This window comes from Bradyrhizobium canariense, from assembly GCF_900105125.1.
Classification (GTDB): domain Bacteria; phylum Pseudomonadota; class Alphaproteobacteria; order Rhizobiales; family Xanthobacteraceae; genus Bradyrhizobium; species Bradyrhizobium canariense_A.
In genome coordinates, this window is sequence record NZ_LT629750.1 from 2789481 (window position 1) to 2812548 (window position 23068).

At 62.4% G+C, this 23068-nt stretch carries 17 protein-coding genes; 3 read left to right on the plus strand and 14 right to left on the minus strand.

Going from position 1 to position 23068, the window contains the following annotated elements:
- Positions 1–73: 73 nt before the first annotated feature.
- The 3 genes from BLV09_RS13305 to BLV09_RS13315 all read right to left on the minus strand — a co-directional run bounded on the left by BLV09_RS13305 (position 74) and on the right by BLV09_RS13315 (position 4033).
- Positions 74–1075, minus strand: a complete 1002-nt coding sequence (locus tag BLV09_RS13305; protein ID WP_146687637.1) for a TRAP transporter substrate-binding protein — start codon at positions 1073–1075, stop codon at positions 74–76.
- A 278-nt stretch (positions 1076–1353) separates the two neighbouring features.
- Positions 1354–3060 carry an IlvD/Edd family dehydratase gene (locus tag BLV09_RS13310; RefSeq protein WP_146687638.1) on the minus strand — a complete coding sequence of 569 codons (1707 nt, stop codon included), beginning with the start codon at positions 3058–3060 and terminating at the stop codon, positions 1354–1356.
- 154 nt (positions 3061–3214) lie between these two features.
- Positions 3215–4033: an NAD-dependent epimerase/dehydratase family protein gene (locus BLV09_RS13315; RefSeq protein WP_146687639.1), complete on the minus strand. Its 819-nt coding sequence runs from the start codon at positions 4031–4033 to the stop codon at positions 3215–3217.
- A 203-nt stretch (positions 4034–4236) separates the two neighbouring features.
- On the opposite strand from BLV09_RS13315, the gene BLV09_RS13320 reads away from it, so the two are divergent.
- The gene (locus BLV09_RS13320) at positions 4237–5205 is read left to right on the plus strand and encodes an SMP-30/gluconolactonase/LRE family protein (protein WP_146687640.1); all 969 of its coding nucleotides are present in this window, start codon (positions 4237–4239) and stop codon (positions 5203–5205) included.
- Between the two features lie 118 nt (positions 5206–5323).
- Here the strand turns inward: BLV09_RS13320 and BLV09_RS13325 are convergent, their stop codons facing one another.
- Together BLV09_RS13325 and BLV09_RS13330 are read right to left on the minus strand one after the other, a co-directional pair.
- Positions 5324–6754 (minus strand): aldehyde dehydrogenase family protein, encoded by a 1431-nt coding sequence (locus BLV09_RS13325; RefSeq protein ID WP_146687641.1) that lies wholly within the window; start codon positions 6752–6754, stop codon positions 5324–5326.
- A gap of 331 nt (positions 6755–7085) precedes the next feature.
- Positions 7086–9452: a transketolase gene (locus BLV09_RS13330; RefSeq protein ID WP_146687642.1), complete on the minus strand. Its 2367-nt coding sequence runs from the start codon at positions 9450–9452 to the stop codon at positions 7086–7088.
- Positions 9453–9589: 137 nt separating this feature from the next.
- On the opposite strand from BLV09_RS13330, the gene BLV09_RS13335 reads away from it, so the two are divergent.
- A complete protein-coding gene (locus BLV09_RS13335; RefSeq protein ID WP_146687643.1) occupies positions 9590–10051 on the plus strand; it encodes an Lrp/AsnC family transcriptional regulator in 462 nt (153 codons plus the stop codon).
- Between the two features lie 242 nt (positions 10052–10293).
- Here BLV09_RS13335 and BLV09_RS13340 read toward each other — a convergent pair whose 3' ends face one another.
- Entirely contained in the window at positions 10294–11145 is an 852-nt protein-coding gene (locus BLV09_RS13340; RefSeq protein WP_146687644.1) for a LysR family transcriptional regulator, read from the minus strand.
- A gap of 105 nt (positions 11146–11250) precedes the next feature.
- Here BLV09_RS13340 and BLV09_RS13345 point away from each other — a divergent pair, with 105 nt between their 5' ends.
- Positions 11251–12252: a zinc-dependent alcohol dehydrogenase family protein gene (locus BLV09_RS13345; RefSeq protein WP_146687645.1), complete on the plus strand. Its 1002-nt coding sequence runs from the start codon at positions 11251–11253 to the stop codon at positions 12250–12252.
- A gap of 45 nt (positions 12253–12297) precedes the next feature.
- Here BLV09_RS13345 and BLV09_RS13350 read toward each other — a convergent pair whose 3' ends face one another.
- From BLV09_RS13350 to BLV09_RS13390, 8 genes are all read right to left on the minus strand, one after another.
- Complete coding sequence (locus tag BLV09_RS13350) at positions 12298–13380, minus strand: zinc-binding dehydrogenase (RefSeq protein ID WP_146687646.1); 1083 nt, start codon at positions 13378–13380, stop codon at positions 12298–12300.
- 106 nt (positions 13381–13486) lie between these two features.
- Entirely contained in the window at positions 13487–14428 is a 942-nt protein-coding gene (locus BLV09_RS13355; protein WP_244549066.1) for a DMT family transporter, read from the minus strand.
- Between the two features lie 205 nt (positions 14429–14633).
- Positions 14634–15473: an aldo/keto reductase gene (locus BLV09_RS13360; protein ID WP_146687647.1), complete on the minus strand. Its 840-nt coding sequence runs from the start codon at positions 15471–15473 to the stop codon at positions 14634–14636.
- A 197-nt stretch (positions 15474–15670) separates the two neighbouring features.
- Positions 15671–16588, minus strand: coding sequence for an SMP-30/gluconolactonase/LRE family protein (locus BLV09_RS13365; RefSeq protein WP_146691103.1), 918 nt, complete (start codon positions 16586–16588; stop codon positions 15671–15673).
- Positions 16589–16920: 332 nt separating this feature from the next.
- Positions 16921–19635 carry a nitrate reductase gene (locus tag BLV09_RS13375; protein ID WP_146687649.1) on the minus strand — a complete coding sequence of 905 codons (2715 nt, stop codon included), beginning with the start codon at positions 19633–19635 and terminating at the stop codon, positions 16921–16923.
- Between the two features lie 21 nt (positions 19636–19656).
- Positions 19657–20874, minus strand: a complete 1218-nt coding sequence (locus tag BLV09_RS13380) for an NAD(P)/FAD-dependent oxidoreductase (RefSeq protein ID WP_146687650.1) — start codon at positions 20872–20874, stop codon at positions 19657–19659.
- A gap of 12 nt (positions 20875–20886) precedes the next feature.
- A complete protein-coding gene (locus BLV09_RS13385; RefSeq protein WP_100380609.1) occupies positions 20887–21312 on the minus strand; it encodes a globin family protein in 426 nt (141 codons plus the stop codon).
- Positions 21313–21441: 129 nt separating this feature from the next.
- Complete coding sequence (locus tag BLV09_RS13390; RefSeq protein WP_146687651.1) at positions 21442–22872, minus strand: MFS transporter; 1431 nt, start codon at positions 22870–22872, stop codon at positions 21442–21444.
- Positions 22873–23068: the final 196 nt, after the last annotated feature.

Sequence of the window (23068 nt, forward strand, 5' to 3'; positions counted from 1 at the left end):
CCCCCGTTATGATTTTCTCAATCATCCCATCGGGGTCGCAAGATTGTCAATCAGACATCGCGCTCACGCAGCTTTAGTTGATCGCCCGTATCAACGTCTTGATCTTCTCGGCATGCGGGCCGAGCTGCCTGGAGAGCTTGTCGAGGTAGGGATCGGCGATCGCCGTAAAACCCGATTTATCGACGTCAGCCACCACCTTCACGCCGATCGATTTAAGTTTCGATAGCGACTGATGCTCGAGCTCGATCGCCTTGGCCGGCTGCTTCTGGTTGGCCTCGTCGGCCGCAGCCTGGACCCATCCCTGCTGTTCCGGAGTCAGGCTGTTCCACAATTTGTCACTAACCCAGACCAGGCTGTTATTGGCCTCGTGTTCGGTCATCGAAAGCACCGGCGCCACTTCGTAGTGCTTGTTCGCCAGATACACGTTCACGCCATTTTCCGCGACATCCATCACGCCGGTCTGAAGTGACGTATAGACGCTGCCGAACGGCATATGCACGATCTGGGCACCATAGGCCGGAAACATGACGTCCTCGGTGGGGGTTGCCTGCACCCGCACCTTGAGGCCTTTCATATCCTCGATCTTCCTGATCTCGCGCTTGGAATACATGTCGCGAAGACCGAGCGTCGCCAGCGCAATGACATGCGTACCCTGTACGGTTTCCGCGATCATCGCCTTGACCGCCCTGGATACCTCGGGATCGGCGATCGCCTTGATCAGATGCGCTTCGGAGCGGAACAGGAAGTGCATCGACATCACGCCAGCCTCCGGCGACAACGTCGCGGCGTTGGCCGAGGAGGAAATGCAGAATTCGATATCGCCTGATTTCACGAGCTGCAGCACCTGCGGCTCCTGCCCGAGCTGGGCGCCGGCATACTGGTCGATCAGCATCGTCCCCTTGCTCAATTCCTTGAGCTTGTCGCCGAAAATATCGCCAAGTATTCCGTAGCCCGTCGTCTTCGGCTGATCATAGGCAAAGCGATAATGCTTCACCTCCTGCGCGTTCGCGCTTGCGGCCACCAGGATCGCTGATGCAGCCGCGGCCGCACCGAGAATTTTCCTCAGGCCGCCCATCGTCTCCCCCGATGTTTTCCGGATCATCCCATCGGGGTCGTTTGATTGTCAATCGAACATCAGGCCGCGAACCCATAACGCACGTGCGAGATAGCTGATGACGATCGCGATTTACGCGGATGTCATCATCCGCCACCGGGTCGGCTTAAAGCGACGCCCGATGACAGGCTCCGGCGGATGATCCAGTACGCCGCCGCGTCTCGCTTCAATCGCAACCTCGCCGGAATACTGGATGCCCGCTTTCGCGGGCATGACGACCGTCTATGCGAACGAAGAAGCTATCCTTTTCCCTTGCCGCGCATGAAATCGAAGTCGCAGCCTTCATCGGCCTGCAGGATGGTCTCGTTGAACAAATGCGCGTAACCGCGCTTGGCCCAATCCGGCGTCGTTGCAGGCTTGAGCGCCGCACGCCGCTTTTCCAGTTCAGCGGCGTCAACCAGGAGATCGATGCTTCGTTTGGCGACATCGAGGCGGATCATGTCGCCGTTCTTCACCAGCGCCAGCGGACCGCCCACCGCGGATTCCGGCGTAATGTGCAGGACGATGGTGCCGAACGCGGTGCCGCTCATCCGTGCGTCCGATATCCGCACCATGTCCTTGACGCCGCCGCGCGCCAGCTTGCGAGGGATCGGCAAATAGCCGGCCTCCGGCATTCCCGGCGCGCCCTTGGGGCCGGCGTTGCGCAGCACCAGCACGTCGTCGGCGTTGACATCGAGGTCGGGATCGTCGACCCGCAGCGTCATATCCTCGACGGATTCGAACACCACAGCACGCCCGGTATGCTGCAGCAGTTTGGGGCTCGCCGCCGAATGCTTGATCACGGCGCCGCGCGGCGCGAGATTGCCGTGCAGCACGGCCATCGCGCCTTCCGGCTTGATCGGACTGCTGCGCGGCCGGATCGCATCCTGGCCCGGGACTTCCTCCGCGCCGGCGACGACATCGCGCAGCGTTTGGCCGGTGATGGTCCTGGCGTCGAGGTCGATCAGGTCACCAAGCTGCTGCATCAGCTTCGGCACGCCGCCGGCATGATGGAAGTGTTCCATATAATGCTCGCCTGACGGCTTCAGGTCGATCAGCACCGGTACCTCGCGGCCGAGCTTGTCGAAGGCTTCGAGATCGATGCGATGCCTGGTGCGGTTCGCAATGGCCGTGAGATGAATCAGGCCATTGGTCGAGCCACCGATCGCCTGCAGCACCACCTGGGCATTCCTGAACGATGCCGCCGTCAGGAATTCACTCGGGCGCGGTCCCTTTGCAGCCGCCATCGCGGCGGCGACCCTGCCGCTGGCTTCGGCGGAACGGAAGCGTTCGGCATGCGGCGCCGGTATCGTCGCGCTCATCGGCAGCGACAGGCCCATGGCTTCGGTGATGCAGGCCATGGTGCTGGCGGTGCCCATTACCATGCAGGTTCCGACGGAAGGCGCCAAACGGCCATTGACCGCCTCGATCTCCACATCGTCGATCTCGCCGGCGCGATATTTTCCCCACAGCCGGCGGCAGTCGGTGCAAGCGCCGAGCACCTCGCCTTTGTGATGGCCCACCACCATCGGCCCCACGGGGATCACGACCGTTGGCAGATCGGCGCTGAGCGCAGCCATGATTTGGGCGGGCAGCGTCTTGTCACAACCACCGATCACCACCACCGCATCCATCGGCTGGGCGCGGATCATCTCCTCGGTGTCCATCGCCATCAGATTGCGCAGGTACATCGAGGTCGGATAGGAAAAACTCTCCGCGATCGAGATGGTCGGAAACACCATCGGCATCGCGCCCGAGAGCATCACGCCGCGCTTCACCGCCTCGATGATCTCGGGCACGTTGCCGTGGCAGGGATTGTAGTCGCTATAGGTGTTGGTGATGCCGACGATCGGGCGATTCAACGCGTCGTCGGAATAGCCCATCGCCTTGATAAAGGCCTTGCGCAGGAACAGCGAAAACCCGGCGTCGCCATAACTCGTCAAACCCTTGCGCAGTCCGTCAGCCATTTCAGTTCCTTTGCGCTACTTGCCGGCGCTCACTATTCAGATCGTCATTCCGGGGCGCGAGTGAAACGAGCGAACCCGGAATCCATAATTACGACAATGAGTATGGATTCCGGGTCTGCGCTGCAAGCGCGCGCAGCCCGGAATGACGTAAGAGTTATTTCCAGTCCACGATCCTGCTGCGGTCGCCGTCGAACTCCATGCCGCAGAAGGCGCCGCCCTGGTAGAAATCGCCGACCGGATCGGGCCCGATCTTGGCCTGCTCGGCCATGGCATGCTCGCGAAAATCCTCGCCCCGGCCGGTCGGACGATAGCCGAGGTCGTAGGCGCGGTGATTATCCCACCACGAGCGTTCATTGTAGGATGCGCCGTAAAGAATTTCGAAATGAATATCGGGATGATCGAGCCCGATCCGGCAGAGCTGCACCAGGTCTTCCGGCTTGAGCCAGATCGAAAGCCGGCGATGGTCCAGCGGCTTGTCGCCGAAATTGCCGATCCGGATGCAGGTGACGGCCAGTCCGTGCTTGTCGGCATAAAGCGCGCCCACCGCCTCGCCGAACACCTTGCTGACGCCGTAACGGCTGTCCGGGCGCGCGGTCACATCGGTCCCGATCCGGTGATGGCGCGGATAGAAGCCGACCGCGTGGTTCGAGGAGGCGAACACGACGCGTTTGACGCCCTTTTTGCGCGCCGCTTCAAACAGATTGTAGCAACCGATAATGTTGGATTGCAGGATGTTGTCCCACGGGCCTTCGACTGAAAAGCCGCCGAAATGCAGGATGCCGTCGATGCCCTCGCAGATTTCCTCGACCTGTGCCGGATCGGACAGTTCCGCGGCCTTGAATTTCTCCTTGGCGCCGAGATCGGCGGGCGGTTTCAGGTCGCTCAGCAGCAAGTCCGGATAGATCGGCGGCAGCAGTTTGCGCAGGCTTGTGCCGATTCCCCCGCAGGCGCCGGTCATCAATATGCGTGGCATTTCATCCCTCTGTTTTATCGCGTGAAACGAGTATGGCGCGGCGATGACATGGCGGCAAGCGATGGCACACAAACATGCCCCGCACACCGCGCAGGGTGTTCGGTCATCGCATCACACCCCGGCACGGATGCTTGCCGCTGCACGGTTGCGATGATAGCAGACCAGGACTGGTCAGGAAGCACAGAGAACAACGAGAACAGCAAATGTCCGAAGCAGCATCAAATTCCGCCGGCTGGCGTCCGGCGACCTATTATCCAGATCCCGCAATCCACGCACTCGATCCCCGGTTCGAAAAGTACTGGCTGAAACTGTCGGCCGTCGAGCGGCTGACCACCGGCTTGCGCTGGGCCGAGGGCCCGGTGTGGTTCGGCGACGGACGCTACCTGCTGTGCAGCGATATTCCCAATCAGCGTATCATCAAGTGGGAAGAAGAAACCGGCGCGGTCAGCATCTTCCGCAAGCCGTCGAATTTCGCCAACGGCAATACCCGCGACCGCCAGGGGCGCCTGGTCACCTGCGAGCATGGTGGCCGCCGCGTCACCCGCACGGAATATGACGGCTCCATCACGGTGCTGATCGACTCCTTCAATGGCAAGCGGCTGAATTCGCCGAATGACGTTGTCGTGAAATCGGACGGCTCGATCTGGTTCACCGATCCGATCTTCGGCCTGCTCGGCAATTACGAAGGCTACAAGGCCGAGCCGGAGCTCGACATGAACGTCTATCGGCTGGACGCCGAGACCGGCAAAGCCACCATTGTCGCCGAAGGCGTGCTCGGTCCGAACGGGCTGTGCTTTTCGCCGGATGAGAAGATTCTCTACGTGATTGAATCGCGCGGCGTACCGACCCGCAAGATCCTCGCCTACGACGTCGCTGATAGCGGCGACAAGGTTTCCAACAAGCGCGTGTTCGTCGATGCCGGCCCCGGCACGCCGGACGGCATGCGCGCCGACATCGATGGCAATCTGTGGTGCGGCTGGGGCATGGGCGATCCCGAGCTCGACGGCGTCGTGTTGTTCGCGCCCGACGGCGTGATGATCGGCCGCATTGCGCTGCCCGAACGCTGCGCCAACCTTTGCTTCGGCGGGTTGAAACGCAACCGGCTGTTCATGGCTTCGAGCCAGTCGATCTACGCGCTCTATGTGAATACGCAAGGAGCATTAGGGGGATAGGCGTTCCCGCTCACCCTCCCCTTGAGGTCAAGGGTGCGGAGCAAACGGATCTCGCGAACAACAAAAAAGCCGGAGCGGAATATCCGCTCCGGCTTTTTCTTAGGTCGCGAGGATTGGGTTATGCGGCGTTGAAGCCAGCGATCGCCTTGACCTCGAGGAACTCTTCGAAGCCGTACTTGCCCCATTCGCGGCCGTTGCCGGACTGCTTGTAGCCGCCGAACGGCGCGGTGCGATCGTTCGGCACGCCCTGCAGATTGACGTTGCCGGCGCGGATCTTGCGGCCGACCTTGCGAGCGGTCTCGACGCTGTCGGCCGAGACGTAACCCGCCAGGCCATAGGGCGTGTCGTTGGCAATCCTCACCGCGTCGTCTTCGTTCTTGGCACCCATGACCACGAGCACCGGCCCGAAGATTTCCTCGCGCGCGATGGTCATGTTCTCGGTGACGTCAGCGAAGATGGTCGGGCGAACATAGAAGCCCTTGTTGACGCCTTCCGGCAGGCCGGGGCCGCCGGCGACCAGGGTCGCGCCTTCCTCGATGCCCTTCTGGATCAGGCCCTGGATCTTGTCCCACTGAATGCGGTTGACGACCGGACCGATGGTGGTGCCTTCGGCACGGGGATCGCCGGCCTTGGTCTTGTCGGCCACACCCTTGGCGATGGCGGCGACTTCCTTCATCTTCGACAGCGGCACGATCATCCGCGACGGCGCGTTGCAGGACTGGCCGGAGTTGTTGAACATGTGCATCACGCCGCCGGTGACGGCCTTGGTCAGGTCGGCGCCTTCGAGGATGACGTTCGGCGACTTGCCGCCCAGTTCCTGGCTGACGCGCTTGACCGTCGGCGCGGCGCGCTTGGCGACGTCGATGCCGGCGCGGGTCGAACCGGTGAACGAGATCATGTCGATATCCGGATGCTCGCTCATGGCAGCGCCGACCTCAGGGCCGAGGCCGTTGACGAGGTTGAACACGCCCTTCGGCACGCCCGCTTCATGCAGGATTTCCGCGAAGATCAACGCCGAGGTCGGTGTGAATTCCGACGGCTTCAGGATCATGGTGCAGCCGGCCGCGAGCGCGGGCGCGACCTTGCAGGCGATCTGGTTCAGCGGCCAATTCCAAGGCGTGATCATGCCGATGACGCCGACAGGCTCGCGCACCACCACGGCCGAGCCGATGGTTTCCTCGAAATGATAGTTCTTGAGAACGTCGAGGGTCGCGACAATGTGACCGAGGCCGGCGCCGGCCTGCAGCTTCTCCGCCATCGGCAGCGGCGCGCCCATCTCGTCGGAGACCGAAGCGCCGATGTCCTTGATGCGGGTCTTGTAGACCTCGATGATCCTGGAGAGCAGCGCCACGCGCTCCTCGCGGCTGGTCACGGAGAAGGTCTCGAACGCGCGCTTGGCGGCGGCTACGGCCTTGTCGACATCGGCCTTGGAGCCGAGCGCAACTTCATACATCGCTTCTTCGGTCGCCGGGTTGACGACGGGCGTGGACTTCTTGACGGCGGGATCGACCCAGGCGCCGTCGATGTAGAATTGCATGCGATTGACCATCGTAAACCTCTTGATTTCGGAGCGAATGAAGGGGGAACGGAGCGTTCGGCAGGCATCCTTGCACGAAAGCTGGGCAAATTGAACCGCCATATGCGGGGTGCCGCATTGCGGCGAACGCTGGATATAAGATTGGGGGTATGAGGGTGGCAAGACCTCAGCCGTCATTCCGGGATGCGCCGCCCAAACTCGGGTTTACCCGAGTTTGGCCATACGAATTTTCCAAGTCGGCAATAGCCGACTTGGATCGCGCAGGCCCGGAATCCATACGCACGATGGTGGTTATGGATTCCGGGCTCGCGCTTCGCGCGCCCCAGAACGACGATTTCAGATCCTATACCGCCATTTTGCGGTGCCGCACGGGCGCGCCGACGGTGAGGCTTTCCGCCGCATCGATGATGGCGTTGGCATCCACGCCGTAGTGCCGGTAGAGGTCGTCGATGGTGCCGGTCTGGCCGAAATGCTCGACACCGAGCGCTTCGACGCGATGCCCGCGCACGCTGCCGAGCCAGCCCAGCGCCGCCGGATGCCCGTCGATCACGCTCACGATACCGCAATCGCGCGACAGCGGCGCCAGCAGCTTTTCCATGTGGCTGAGATGCGCCACGCCGCGCCGGTCACGGCGCAGCTTCCGCGCCGCGGTCCAGCCCGCATGCAGCCGGTCCGCCGAGGTGACGGCCAGCAGGCCGACATCCCGGTGGCTTTCACCGACAAAACCCACCGCTTCGATCGCCTCAGGCGCGACCGCGCCGGTATAGGCGATCACCAGGTCGCAGTTCGGCCCGGGCGGGCGCAGCCAATAGGCGCCATCGGTGATGCCCTTTTGCAGGTCAGGCGTCATGATCCGCTGCGCCTGCTCGATGGTCCGCGTCGATAGCCTCAGATAAACCGACCCGCCCTCGCCGGCTTCACCCTGCATATGCTGGAATCCCCAGCCCATGATGACGGCCAGTTCATCGACGAACGCCGGCTCGAACGAGGCGAGGCCATCCTGCGCCATCCCGATCAGGGGCGTTGCAATCGACTGGTGCGCGCCGCCTTCCGGCGCCAGCGTGATTCCCGATGGCGTCGCCGCCACCATGAAGCGGGCATCCTGATAACAGGCGTAGTTCAACGCATCGAGGCCGCGCTCGATGAAGGGATCATACAGGGTCGCGATCGGGAGCAGTCGCGCCCCGTTGATCGAGTGCGACAGCCCCAGCGCCGACATCAGGATAAACAGGTTCATCTCGGCGATGCCGAGTTCGATATGCTGGCCCTTTGGCGAAAAGTCCCAGTTGAAGGTGGACGGGATCTTCTCGCTCCGGAACAAATCGGCCTTTTCAGCGCGCGCAAACAGCCCGCGCCGGTTCACCCAGGCGCCGAGATTGGTCGACACGGTGACGTCGGGCGATGCGGTGACAATGCGCGAGGCCAGTGTGGTATCCCCGCGCGCCAGCTCGTTCAGCACCAGTCCAAACCCCTGCTGGGTCGACATTTGCGCTGCCGGCTTGAACGAAAGCTGCTGCGGGACCTCGATGACGTCGTCGCTCAGGCGGCGACGGCCGTCGCGATTGAACGGCGCCTCTGTCAGAAAAGCCTCCAGCTCCGCCGCGTCCTGAGACAGCCCTTCGAACTTCTCCCATTCATGGCCGGGCCGGATGTTCTGGGTGCTGCGCCATTTCTCCATCTGGGCAACCGTCATCAATCCGGCATGGTTGTCCTTGTGTCCCTGGAACGGCAGGCCGACACCCTTGATGGTGTAGGCGATGAAACAAACCGGCCGGTCATGATCGATCGACTCGAAAGCCTCGATCATGCTCGCCATGTCGTGGCCGCCGAGATTGGACATCAGCGCCAGCAATTCGTCGTCATTGCGCCGCTCGATCAGTTCCGACACCGCACCCTGATCGCCGATCTCGTCGCGCAGGTGCTTGCGGAACGCCGCCCCGCCCTGAAAGCACAACGCCGCATACATCTGGTTCGGGCAGGCATCGATCCACTGCTTCAGTGCCTCGCCGCCGGGCTCGGCAAACGCCGCCCGCATCAGCCTGCCATACTTCACGATGACCACGTCCCAGCCGAAATTGCGGAACATGGATTCGAATTTCTCCCACAGCCCCTCACGCACCACGGCGTCCAGACTCTGCCGGTTATAATCGACCACCCACCAGGTGTTGCGCAGCCCGTGCTTCCAGCCCTCCAGCAGCGCCTCGAAGATATTGCCTTCGTCCATCTCGGCGTCACCGACCAGCGCGATCATCCGCCCCTCGGGCCGGTCCTTCATCCAGCCATGCGCCGTGACGTAATCCTGCACCAGCGAGGCGAACAGCGTTTGCGCGACGCCGAGGCCGACTGAGCCGGTCGAGAAATCGACATCGTCGACATCCTTGGTTCGCGACGGATAGGATTGCGCGCCCTTGAAGCCGCGAAAATTCTCCAGCTTTTCGCGCGTCTGGTGCCCGAACAGATACTGGATGGCGTGAAACACCGGGCTCGCATGCGGCTTCACCGCGACGCGGTCCTCCGGACGCAGTACCGAGAAGTATAAAGCCGACATGATATTGGCGAGCGACGCCGACGAAGCCTGATGGCCGCCGACCTTCAAGCCATCGGTGTTGGGCCGGATGTGATTGGCGTGATGGATGGTCCACGACGACAGCCACAGGACTTTGCGTGCGAGCGCGGACAGCAGTTCGAGGCGTGCGGGTTCGACGGCCATGGTGGTGCTCCGGACACGGTGATTGAGTCCGGATGTTAGCGGGCCTGCGGTCGCTAAAAATCTCAAATTCTCGCGACATACCGCCAAAAATTGGGATAAATTCCCACTACAGACCCCATTACCCAGAGTTTATACCAATGCCCACGCTCGACGCCATCGATCGCAAAATTCTCAGCCTGCTGCAATCCGACAGCCGGATGACGATGCAGGAGCTGGCCGACAAGGTCGGCCTGTCGGTTTCGCCATGCCATCGCCGCGTCAAGCTGCTGGAAGAGCGCGGCGTGATCACGCGCTACATCGCAACCGTCGACCAGAAGTCGCTCGGACTGCATGTCAGCGTCTTCATCTCGATCAAGCTGGCGCGGCAGAAGGAGGAAGATCTCAATCGTTTCGCCAGGGCGATTTCGAAATGGGATGAGGTTCTCGAATGCTATCTGATGACCGGAAACCGCGACTATCTGTTGCGCGTGGTCGCAGCCGACCTCTCCTCCTACGAAGCGTTCCTGAAAAACAAGCTGACGCGGCTCGACGGCATCGCCTCGATCGAGTCGAGCTTTGCGCTGAGCCAGGTCAAATATTCGATCGCGCTGCCGGTGTGAGGACTTTGTTTATTGTCGTCCCTGCGAAAGCAGGGCCCCATAACCACAGGGTCTTAATTGTCGAAGAAAGCCGTCGACCACCGCGACAAGACAACTACCGCCGCGGCGTATGGGTCCCGGATCGCGCTTGCTACGCGCGCTTGTCCGGGACGACGAGGGTAGAATTATTTAGTTTTCAAAGAGCTGAACATCTATGTCTCCGAGGGCGCAATGTGCCGGGATCCACGTCGTTATCCCGCTATTCAGTTCGCCAGCCGCTCGATGACGAGATCGAGCAACGCGCGCAGCCGCGCCAGCCGTTTCAAGTCCCGATGATAACCGACATAGGTGTTCCGGCCGGGTGGCTGCTCGCCGAGATCAATGCGCTTCACGCCCGCGAGCGTATCGCCGAGCGGCCGCGGCAGTACGGCGACACCGACGCCATGCGCACACAGCTGCGCCTGCACGTCGCGATTATTGCTGCGTGACACAATGCGGGCATTTGGAAGAACGCGTTGCAGCCACACGGCGTCGGGCACGCCGCCAAACGCGGTGTCCATGGTGATAATCGGCGTCCCCGCGCCGTCGCCCGGGCGCGGCGATTTGAGACCTGATTTGAGGTAGACGCCGTATTCAATGTGCATCAGCCGGCGGGAAATCACTTCAGGCTCCCTGAACGGCGTAATCCGAAACGCCAGGTCGGCCTCGCGCCGCGGCAGGCTGTAAAGCCGGGCGTCGGTGAGCAATTCGATCACCACGCGCGGCTGCATCCTGGTGAATTCGGCAAACACCGGCGTCAGCAGGTGGATACCAAACCAGTCCGATGAGGACACGCGAAGGGCCCCATCAAGGTGCCGGTCGTGACCGGCAAGCTGCCGCTGGACGGCCAGCACCTCTTCCTCGATCCGCTCGGCATGCGACAGCACCGCCGATCCTTCGTCGGTCAGCACGAAGCCGCCATCGGTGCGCTGAAACAGCGTTTGCCCCACCGCTTGCTCGAGCGCGCGCAGCCGTCGTCCCATGGTCGGCTGGCTCTGCCCGAGCTTGCGCGCCGCTGCGCCAAGCGTGCCCTCGCGGGCAACCGCGAGAAATATCCGGAGATCGCTCCATTCCATGGAATCGGCATCCATTCAATTTTGAATGGATTTTATGCATTCATTTGGATTTCAAAACAATCCGCATGACCCTAGCTGGAGGGACGGAAACGGAAGGGATCCACCATGGCTACAACGGATACAATGCAGGCGGCGGTTTTGGACAGTCCCAATCTACCTTTTCGGGTCGGCCCGATCGCCCGGCCCAAGCCCGGGACCGGGCAGGTCCTGATCCGGATCAAGGCCAGCGGTGTCACTCCGCTGGACACCAAGATCTACGCGGGCCAGGCCGCTCACGCCCGACATCCGCTGCCGGGCATCCTCGGGATGAATGTTGCCGGGGTTGTGGAAGCGATCGGAGACGGCGTGACCGGTTTCCGGCACGGCGATGAGATTTATGGGATGACGGGCGGCGTCGGTGGCCTGCAGGGATCGTTGGCGCAGTATGCGGCTGTCGACGCCGATCTGCTGGCAGCAAAGCCGGTCAATCTGACGGTGCGGGAAGCCGCTAGCCTCCCATTGAATGTCATCACAGCGTGGGAGGGCCTGATCGATCGCGCCAAGGTCCGCTCGGGACAGAGCGTTCTCATCCATGGCGGTGCCGGCGGCGTCGGCCGTATCGCGGTCCAGATCGCTCGTGCCAACGGCGCAGAAGTGTTCGCAACCGGGTCTGCCAACGACAAGACCTATATCGAGCAACTTGGCGCAGTCTTCATCGACTACAAGCAGACGCCGGCCTCGGACTACGTCGCCCAACACACCGCCGGCCGGGGATTCGATGTGGTGTACGACACCGTCGGCGGCTCCGTGCTGGATGCCTCGTTCAATACGGTAGCGCAGTTCGGTCACGTCGTCAGCGCGCTCGGCTGGGGTACCCACTCTCTTGCGCCGCTTTCATTCCGTGCAGCGACCTATTCAGGCGTCTTTACGCTGCTGCCGATCCTGACCGGCAAAGGCCGCGCGCATCATGGGGAAATCCTGCGCGAGGCGACCAAAATGGTGGAGTCCGGAAAGATCGAGACTCGCATCGACCCGCGCCGTTTCACGCTCGATACGATCCTCGATGCGTATCAGGCCCTCAAAGACGGGACAGCAGCCGGCAGGCTCGTGATCGATATCCCGGGGTAGGACGAAGACGCCTGAGAACGGGCGGATGCTCGTTCTCGCGCGGCACTAGCGCCACGGCTCGACAATGATCTTGGTATGCCGCTCGGGGTTGGCGAGGTCCGTAAACGCCTGGGCCACGCCGTCGATGCCGACGCTTGCCGTCACCAGCGACGCCGCATCGACCTGCCCTTCCGCGATCAACCGCAGGGAATAGGCAAATTCCTCCGGCGTGTAGCCCAGCACATATTGAACATTCAGCTCCTTCAGGATGCCGAGCATCGGCTCGGAGCGATCGGTTTCCATGCAGACGCCGACCACGACGACGCGGGCATCGCGCGGCGCGCCTTCGAACACCTGCTGCAGCACGCCGGGAATGCCGACGCATTCGAAGATCAGCGCGGGCTTGAGCGCTGGCAGCATCGCCTGCAACGGCGGCCGCGCCGCTTTTTCTTCCGGCGACATCGCCGCGTGCTCGGCCCAGGCCACGTAAGGTTGCGTGCGCGCGGGATCGATGACGATATCGGCGCCCATCTTCTCGGCCAGCGCGCGCCGCGCCGGCGAATAATCCGCGGCGACAATCGGATGCAAACCCTTGATCTTCAGCGCTGCGATCACCGCAAGCCCGACCGGCCCGCAGCCGATCACCAGCGGCACCTCGCCGCCACGCACATTCGCTTTTGCCACGGCGTGAACGCCGACCGCGAGGGGCTCGGTCAGCGCCGCATGCTCCGCCGCAAGTCCGTTCGGCACTTCAAGCAGCAGCGCCTCACTGAGCACCATGCGCTCGGCATAGCCGCCGACATTGTCGTTGGAATAACCGATGCCCTGCGGGCCCTCCGGCGTCAGCAGCGCGGGGAGCGAACACACCCGGGTGCCGGCTTTCAGCTTGCGCTGCGTGCCCGGCCCGTAATCGAGAATCTCGCAGCAAAACTCGTGGCCGAACACGACGTCGCGGGCCAAATCCATCGGTTTGCGGCCGGGAAGGTGCTTTGTCATTTCGACCATGCGATGGGCGTGCTTGCGCGCGTGCAAGTCCGAGCCGCAAATGCCGCAGGCCAGCGTCTTCACCAGCACCTGCCCCGCGGCCGGTTTGGGGTCGGGCAACGTGCCGACCACGATCTCGCCGTTCCTGAAAATGGCAGCGCGCATGGGTGTCCCTCGGATATTATGTGTTGTATTTCCCTTCCACATAAACATGGCGATGGAAACGGCGAAAGCGGAGCGGACCGTCCGAACGCTCTGCGATCGGACGCCGTCAGGGATTGGGCGACGGCTCGGACTGCACCAACACCTCAGATCGCCGCAACCGCTCCCGGTGCGCGGTATAAAGACCGCTGGCGACGATGATTGCGGCGCCGGTTACGGTCCAGACGTCAGGCACCTCGCCGAACACGATGAAACCGAGGATACTGACCCACAGCAATTGCGTGTATGAAAACGGCGCGAGCACGGAAGCATCCGCATAGCGAAATGCCAGCACGACGATCCACTGTCCCGCCGTCGACGCGATGCCGACGACAATGCCGAAGAAGATGTCGTGCCAGCTCGGATGGACCCAGACGAACGGCACCAGCGCGGACAGAATGCCGAGACCGACGATCGCGGAATAGGTCATGGTCGTGATCGCGTGCTCGGTGCCGCTCATCATGCGCGTCATGATCAAGGTGCAGGCCCAGGCCAGTGCCGACACGATGGGAAAAAATGCAGCGGGATGAAATGCGCTGGAGCCCGGCCGCAGGACGATCAGCACACCGATCAATCCAACCGCGGTCGCCAACCAGCGGCGAACGCCGACGCTCTCTCCGAGAAAGACGATCGACAGCGCGGTGACGAACAATGGCGAGACGAAGCTGGTGGCGGACGCTTCCGCCATCGGGAGAAATCGCAAGCCGGAAATGAAGAACAGCGAAGACGCGAGCAGCGCGACGCCCCGGACGACCTGCAGACCGGGCCGCCTGGTTTGCAGCGCATAAAGCGGCGAACCCGGCAGCATCGCGGGAAACATGATCAGCGCGAACACCAGAAATCGAATCCACGCGATCTCGGTCGAAGGCAGCGTCGCCGACAGATATTTCGACGTGACGTCCGAAGACCCCAGAAACACCGTCGATGCGAGGATCAGCGCGATGCCGCGGAACGGCCGATCGGCTCGCGCCGGCGCGGTACGTGCGGGCGGCTTCTTCGCGGGCAAAGGCAATGGAGCATGGTCCAGCCTGGCGGACACGGCTGATGGCGGGGTCAACGGCTAAGCTCAGAAAAAAATAGATGATCGAATCAAGCGAGCTTTCAAGGAACGACAAATGTCCGCGATCGGCAAGGACCGAAAACAGGACGCCGATATGCGCGATTGAGCGCGACGGCTCGCCGCAGCCGCTGAAACACTTTGTAAAAGATCGTGTCCGCTACAACATCGGCAAGCCGCGTGGCTTCGGGCCGCGCGGAAACGCTTGATCCAGCAACGCCAGCTCGTTTTCGTTCAGCGTCAATTGGCCGGCCGCGGCGTTGTCGGCGGCGTGTTCGGAGGTCGAGGCTTTCGGAATGGCGAACACCTGGGGATCGCGCGTCAGGAAGCCCAAGGCGACCTGCCGCGGTGATGCGCCGTGCGCATCGGCGATCGTCTGCAGCACCTGCCCCGCTTGGCTGCGCGGTGACGGGAAATCATTGTGACCGAACGGCGAATAGGCGACCACGGCGACGCCGTGCTGCTTGCACCACGGAATGACCGCGTGCTCGATGGCCCGTTCCTGCAGATGATAGAGCACCTGATTGCAGACGATTTTGCCGTTGCCCGCGACCGCTTTGAGTTCGTCGAGATCGTCGGCATCGAAATTGCTGACGCCCCAGCTGCGGATTTTCCCCGCATCGACCAATTCCTCGAACGCCGCGACGGTGTCCGCGAGCGGATACGATCCGCGCCAGTGCAGCAGATAGCAATCGAGCCGATCGGTTTTCAGCCGCGCCAATGAACGCTCGCAGGCTGTAATGGTGCCGCGCCGCGACGCGTTGCTCGGCAGGACCTTCGAGACCAGAAACACATCCTCGCGCCTTCCCGCGATCGCCTCGGCGACCACCGGTTCGGCATCGCCATACATTTCGGCGGTGTCGATATGGGTCATGCCGAGATCGATGCCGCGGCGCAACGCAGCGACCGCGCTCTTGCGGTCCGCGCGATCGATGTACCAGGTGCCCTGCCCGATCACGGGTACTTCGACGTTAGTGTTGCCGAATATTCGCTGCCTCATGATTGCCTCGCTATCTCTCTTGCCGTCCTTGCGAACCGGCGGGGTCACGAACACGCCCGAAGATAGTCAGGATCGTCATTCCGGGGCGATGCAAAGCATCGAACTACGATGTGCAATTGCACATCGGAGAATCTCGAGATTCCGGGTCTGGTGCTTCGCACCATCCCGGAATGACAGAAAAATATACGCTTCGTCGCTCACGCTCCTCGCAATGACGAATTGATAACGCTGATGTCGGCGACCATGACGGTGCCGGTCACCGACTCCGTGATGTACAGGCGGTCGCTGTTGTTGCCGCCGATTGCGACGTTGGTGCAGCTTTGTCCGGCGCAGGATTTGATGCGCGCGATCAACTCGCCATTGGGCGCAAACACAAACACATGGCCGAGCGATGCGTGCGCCACGAACAGGCGACCCGCTTTGTCCATCGTCATGCCGTCGGGACCGCTGGGACCGAACATCGAGCAGAAGCGGCCGACCTTCGAGACGCTGCCGTCCTTCATGAAGGGCATCCGCCACACCGCATTGTCGCGCGTCATCGCCACAAACAGCACGGCTTCCGCGGGATCGAGCACCAGACCGTTAGGGCTGATGCCGGTGTCGATCAGGCAGTCCAGCCGCCCGCTCTTTGCCAGCCGGTAAACCCGCCCGGTCGGATCATGAAGGCCGGTTTGTCCCTGATCGGTGAAATAGATGTCGCCATTGGAGGCGAGATGCAGATCGTTGCACCCCTTGAAAGATTCCGAATTGCGCGACGCCAGCACCGGCATCATCCGCCCTGCTCGGGCGTCGAGTTCCACAATGCCGCGCCGGTAATCGGCAACGAAAATGCGGCCATCGCGGCTGATCTTCAGCCCGTTCGGCCATCCCTCATATTCGACAACGAGCGACCATTGGCCGCCGGGCGCGATCCTGAAGATGCGTCCGAACGGGATATCGACGATGTAGAGGTTGCCATCGGCGTCGAACGACGGACCTTCGATGAAGCAATCGGTCGGCTGGCCCGGCCGGTTGGCGTCGGCCCATTCCGTGTTGACGCCCTTGCGCCGGAACTGATCGGGCATCGCCGAGAAAACCTCGGCCTGAATAAGCCGTGGTGGAGTATCGAGATACATCATCGTGTGGCGTCACCTGCATTGGGAATGAGGTGCACCATAGATGACATCGTCGGCGTCGTCGATTGCCTCGTTCTTGAGAGTCTTACTCATGACGCAGCCAACAAAACTGGACCCTCGCGTAAACTCGTCATGCCCGGCCTTGTGCCGGGCATCCACGTTTTTGCGGCCAGAAAACAAGAAGACGTGGATGGCCGGGACGAGCCCGGCCATGACGAAAAGGAACCATCGGAGTGCGTTCTCCTGATAACGCGCTTGCGTTGTCCAGTCGCCCGTCTCGAAGGATGGCGCAAGAGTGCCTCCTCACCATGAGGAGCGAAAATGAACAGATCTCAGTTAGAAGCGGTTGCCAATTGACGCTGGTCGGAATCAGCGCCGGGAACAGGCGCCTGCGCGATCAACCGTTTCAATTCCGGAATGCACGAACCGCAATTGGTTCCAGCCTTGAGCCGCGCTCCGATCTCGGCGGCGGTGCCGGCACCGGCTGCGATCGCATCACAGATCGTGGTGCGGCCGACACCGAAACAGGCGCAGACCACCGGGCCTGCGCTTGCGAGCCCGTCCATCGACCTGCCCGACAGCAAGGTCCGGCGTTGATCGTTGCTCAGGGCCTCCGCGGCAAACAGGCTCTTGACCACATTCCAGTCGCCGGCGTCGCGCGCGGGCCCCACGAACAGGCAGGTCTCGATGCGGTCATTCGAAAAGGACGCCGCCCGGTAGACCCCGCCGCCAACATCCTTGTATTCGGCGAGATCGTCGCCGGCCGCGGCGTGCAGCCAGGATTGCCAACCCGCGAGATCGGCATTGTTGGCGAGCAGATAGCCGTGGCCGCCACTGACCGACACGCGCGTCCACCAGATCTGCGGCGGCAGGGCCAGTAGCGCGCGCGACAACGCAAAGCCGCGAAAGACATATTCGTATGGCACGATTGATGCCGGCGTCGCCTTGTTCTCGGGCTGGCCGGAATATGGATCGGTAAATGGCGCCACCAGCGCGCCGACGCGCGCGTCGGACGCCGTCTCCTCACTCCAGTGGATCGGCGCGAACAGCATGCCGCGCTGCTGCCGCTCACTGACGACGACTTTGAGGATGCATTGTCCGTAATCGGTGGTGATGCGCGCAAAGCTGTCGTCGGTCACACCGGATTTTAGCGCGTCATCGGGGTGAATTTCGACGAACGGCTCCGGCAGATGCTGACCCAGCCGCGGGCTGGCGCCGGTGCGGGTCATCGTATGCCATTGGTCCCTGATGCGGCCGGTGTTGAGCCGCAGCGGCCTCGCCGCCGTCGTCTCGGTCCGCAAGACAGGCACTTCCGGTGCAATGAAACGCGCCTTGTGGTCGTTGGAAAAAAATCTTCCATCGGCGAAAAGGCGCGGCCGCGGCGCCTCGCCGGCGCGTATCGGCCACTGCACCGGCGCCATCGCATCGAACGCCTCGTCCGACAGCGAACTCAACGCGCCGACATCGAAATCACGGCTGCCGCCATTTTCGAACGCCGATAGCGCGGCATGTTCGCGGAATACATCGGCCGCCGAGTTGAAATTGAAAGCCGCGCCAAAACCGAGTCGCTTTGCGACCTCGCCGACGATCCACCAATCGGGCTTGGTCTCTCCGGGCGGGGTCAGGAATGCGCGCTGACGCGAGATCCGCCGTTCCGAATTGGTCACGGTGCCGGATTTCTCGCCCCAGGCCTGCGCCGGCAACAGGACGTGCACACCTGAGTTGACGGTATCGTTGGAGCGAACGTTTTCGGAAACCACGAACAGTTCAAGTTTACCAAGCGCCGCCCGCGCGGCGTCGGCATCCGGCAACGACACCGCGGGATTGGTGCCCATCACCCACAGTGCCTTGATTTCACCGCGCGCGATCGCCTCGAACATCTGGACCGCCTTCAGCCCTTCATGTGTCGCGATACGCGGCGCTTTCCAGAACCTCCGCACCCGATCGATATCCGGCGGCGTGAAATTCATGTGCGCAGCGAGCTGATTGGCGAGCCCTCCGACTTCTCGTCCGCCCATCGCATTGGGCTGCCCCGTCAGCGAGAACGGCGAAGCACCGGGCTTGCCGATCCGCCCTGTCGCAAGGTGGCAGTTGAGGATGGCGTTGACCTTGTCGGTGCCCTGCGCCGACTGGTTGACGCCTTGTGAGTACAGCGTGACCACGCGCGGCGTGTTCGCAAACATCTGGAAGAACGCGGCGACATCTTTCTCGGCAAGTCCGGTCGCCAGCGCAGTCGCCGCCGTGCTGCCGGCGATGCTGCGCGCCCGCGCCATCGCGTCTTCGAAGCCGGCGGTATAGCGCTCGATGTAGTCGCGATCGAGCGCGCCATTGTCGGCGAGATATACCAATAGTCCGCTGAACAGCGCGGTGTCCGTGCCCGGCTTGAGGCCGAGAAACAGGTCGGCGTCTCCAGCGGTATCGGTGCGGCGCGGGTCGATCACGACGATGCGCGCGCCGCGGCGTTGCTTGTTGACAAGCATGCGCTGGAACAAGACCGGATGGCACCACGCGGCGTTCGAGCCTGTCAGCACCAGCAGGTCGGCTTCGTCGAGATCTTCATAGCAGCCTGGCACGGTGTCGGCGCCGAACGCGCGCTTGTGTCCCGCGACCGACGACGACATGCACAGCCGCGAATTGGTATCGACATTGGCGCTGCCGATGAATCCCTTCATCAGCTTGTTGGCGACGTAATAATCCTCGGTCAGCAACTGCCCCGAGAGATAAAACGCCACCGCACCCGGGCCGTCGCGCGCGATGATGTGATGAAAGCGATGGGCAACATGGTCGAGCGCGTCGGTCCACGCCACCCGTTCCATGACGCCGTTGCTGCAGCGGATCATGGGATGGAGCAACCGGCCCTCGAGCCCGAGCGTTTCGCCGAGCGCCGAGCCTTTGGAGCAAAGCCGCCCGAAATTGGCGGGATGCTCGGTGTCGCCCGAAATCGCGGCACCGCCGTTGCCGTCAGGCGTCGCCAGCACGCCGCAGCCGACGCCGCAATAAGCGCAGGTGGTGCGGGTGGCGCGCAAGGCGGGATCGATGGCTGTCATGGGAGCGATCGCGTCATCAGGTTATGCGGCCTCCTGCCGGACCGCAAACGAGCGGCCGAACATCATGCCGCTGCGGATGCTTGCGACAGGCTCGCGGGTGCGGATCAATTCGAGATACCAGAGCGCGTCGCCGACATCGCCGACCAGGACCGCCCCGGTGAGCCGGCCCTCGGATATCACGAGCTTTCTATAGGTCCCGCGCCTGATATCCTTGAGCATGATGGTTTCGCTGCCGTCGGCGCCGATGAAATCGCCCGCGGAAAATACGCTGACACCGGAGACCTTGAGATTGGTCGCGACCACGCTGCCGCCATAAACAGCGGTTTCGCCCGCCAGATGCCGTGCCAGAACGCGCGCCTGTTCGTAGGCCGGCTCAACCAGGCCGTAACAGATGCCGCGATGCTCGGCACATTCGCCCAGCGCGAAGATATCCGGTGCCGCGGTCTGCATGTGATCGTCGACGACGATGCCGCGGTTGACGGCAATCCCGGCTTCCTTTGCCAGCGCGATATTGGGCCGAATGCCCGCCGCGAAAATCACCGCATCGGCATCAAGTTTTCGGCCATCCGTCAGTTCGACGCCCTCGACGCGGGTATCGCCGTGAATGCGCGCGGTGTTGGCGTTCAGCAGGACCTTGATGCCCTTCGGCTCGACCAGTGATTTCAGCAAGTCCGCGGCCGGCGCATCGAGCTGGCGCTCCATCAGCCGGTCCATCAAGTGAACGAGCGTCACCGGGGCGCCCGCCTTGGCAAGGCCATAGGCCGCCTCCAGTCCCAACAGTCCGCCGCCAACCACGACAACGCGCTTTTTCTGCGCGGCCAGCGTCAGCAGCAGATCGACGTCGCGGGTATCGCGAAAGGTATGGACGCCGACGAGATCCGCGCCGGGTAAATTCAACCACAGCGGCATCGAACCGGTGGCGAGCACCAGCCTGGAAAACGAAACGCTCTCTTCATTGGCGATCTTGAGCTCACGCCGGCCGACGTCGATCTCGGTGGCCAAGCAGCCATATTTCAACGTGACGCCGCGGTCGCGCCACCATGTCGCGGGCTTGAGCTCGATGTCATGCGATTGCGTCTCGCCAGCAAGCACCGACGACAGCAACACGCGATTATAGGCAAGCCGTGGCTCGTCGCCGATCACGGCGATGGCGTAACGGCCCAACGCGACCTTGGCGAGTTCATCGACCAGGCGCGCAGCCGCCATTCCGTTACCGACGACAACCAGGGGTTCGCTCACGGCGGCTACTCTCTACTCGGCGGCCTGCGAGCGGCCATAGGCTTCGGAAATCATGAATCCGGAAAGCGTCCCGTAAGCCGTGGTCCAGGCATCCGCGACTTCAGGCGTCCATCCGTCTCCGAGTCCCTTTTCCAGCGTCCACAGCAACGCGCCGCCGACGACCGGATAATGCTCCGGCTTTGCGCCGTAACTGACGTGGCGTTTGGCCAGCGCACTCGCGGCCGGCAATACGGATTCCAGATTGCCGAGCCCGTTCACCACGACGGCCAGCGTCGCCATCAGTTTCTTGCGCTGTTCCGTCATGTCGGATGGAAACATCGCCTTCACGGAGGGCGCGACTTCGAACAGACGATCGTAGAACAGCACGGCCGCCTGCTCTGAAATCGGCGCGACTTTCGCAAAGCTCTGCTGCACGAGGTTGACTTGATCAGGTGTCATGTTTGTTCACTCCTCTTGTTGTCGCCTCGCCCCACAAGCGGGGCGAGGGTGAGAGAACCAAGCCGCCTCAACAGACGCTGCCGCTCACAGAGGAATTCCGGCACGCGCTGGCGGCGCTTCAGGCAGCCTTCACACCCGCGCCTCGGCGAGGCTCGTGGCGCCCGACGCCACCGGGCTCTTGCGCAGGTAGAACCACCATGTGAGCGCCAGGCAGGTCGCGTAGAACGCCAGATAGATTTCCAGGGCGAGCTGCGGACCACCGGTGACGGCGATCGACTTGCCGAAGCCGCTCGGGATCAGGTAACCGCCGCAGGCGCCGATCGCGCCGATGAAACCGAGCGCAGCACCGCTCTCGATGCTGGCGGTCTTCATGGCGAGCGCCCGGCCGGCTTCGCCCTTGCCCTGTGCCTTCCGCAGATTCTCCTCGCGGAAAATCGACGGGATCATCCGGTAGGTCGATCCGTTGCCGATTCCGGTTGTGACGAAAAGGATAAGGAACATCACGAGGAAGCCGGTGAAGTCCTTGATCCCGACGAAGTACAAAACACCGATCGTTGCAGCGCCCATCGCGATGAAATTCCAGAACGTGATGATGGCACCGCCGATCTTATCGGCGAGCAAGCCGCCCAATGGCCGCGACAGCGAGCCGACCAGCGGTCCAAGGAACGCGATGCCCAACGTGACAGCCGGGAATTGCGTCTTGATCAGCAACGGAAACGCCGCCGAGTAACCGATGAAGGAGCCGAACGTCCCGATATAGATGAAGGACATGATCCAGGTATGCTTGCGCCCGACAATGGCGAGCTGGTCCTTGAACGAGGATTTGGCCGAGGTGAGGTTGTTCATGAAGAAGACCGCGCCGAACACCGCGACGATCAGCGGCAGCACCCACATCAGTCCGGCGTTCTGGAGGTACACCCCCGCAACCGGTGTCGCCTGGTAGAGGTTGATAAGGCCGACCCCCATCAGAATGGGCGTCAACAGCTGGACGCTGCTGACGCCGATATTTCCGCCGGCGGCATTCAAGCCAAGCGCCCAGCCCTTCATGCGGTCGGGATAGAAGAAGGAGATGTTGGCCATGCTCGAGGCAAAGTTGCCGCCGCCGAGACCTGCGGTGGACGCCACCAGCAGCATCAGCCAGAACGGGGTATCGGGCTGGCTCACGAAATAGGCGAGCCCGAGCGTCGGGATGAGAAGCACGGACGCGCTGAAGATGGTCCAGTTGCGGCCGCCGAACATCGTCACCGCAAACGTGTAGGGAAATCGCATCAGCGAGCCGATCAATCCCGGTATCGCCACCAGCTGAAACAATTGGTCGGTTGTGTAGTGGAAGCCGGCCTGCGGCAATTTGGTCGCGACGATGCTCCAGATCAGCCAGACGGAAAATCCGACATGCTCCGCAACAATCGACCAGATCAGATTACGCTTGGCGACGGTTTTGCCCGTCGCGTTCCAAAACGCCTCGTCCTCCGGTTTCCATTCTGAGATCCAGGTCGGGTTCTGCTTGCTCACTGAAGATTCCTTTCTGCCTGCGCTGAATGTCGATTCGTCCGGTGTCATCGCGGCCGCGTTCCAGACACGGAAGCGCACGCTGGGGAGGCCCCAGCCTAGCGGCGTTACAGTTCGGATGATTGATTTCGAGGGACGGCTTCGATGGCGTCGGCATAGGCTATTCAAGCTTCGTGCCAAGCCGCTGCAGCGCAAAAAATTCAGGAATTATAATATGTTAGATATCGCGCCGGGCGGCGCTCCAAGT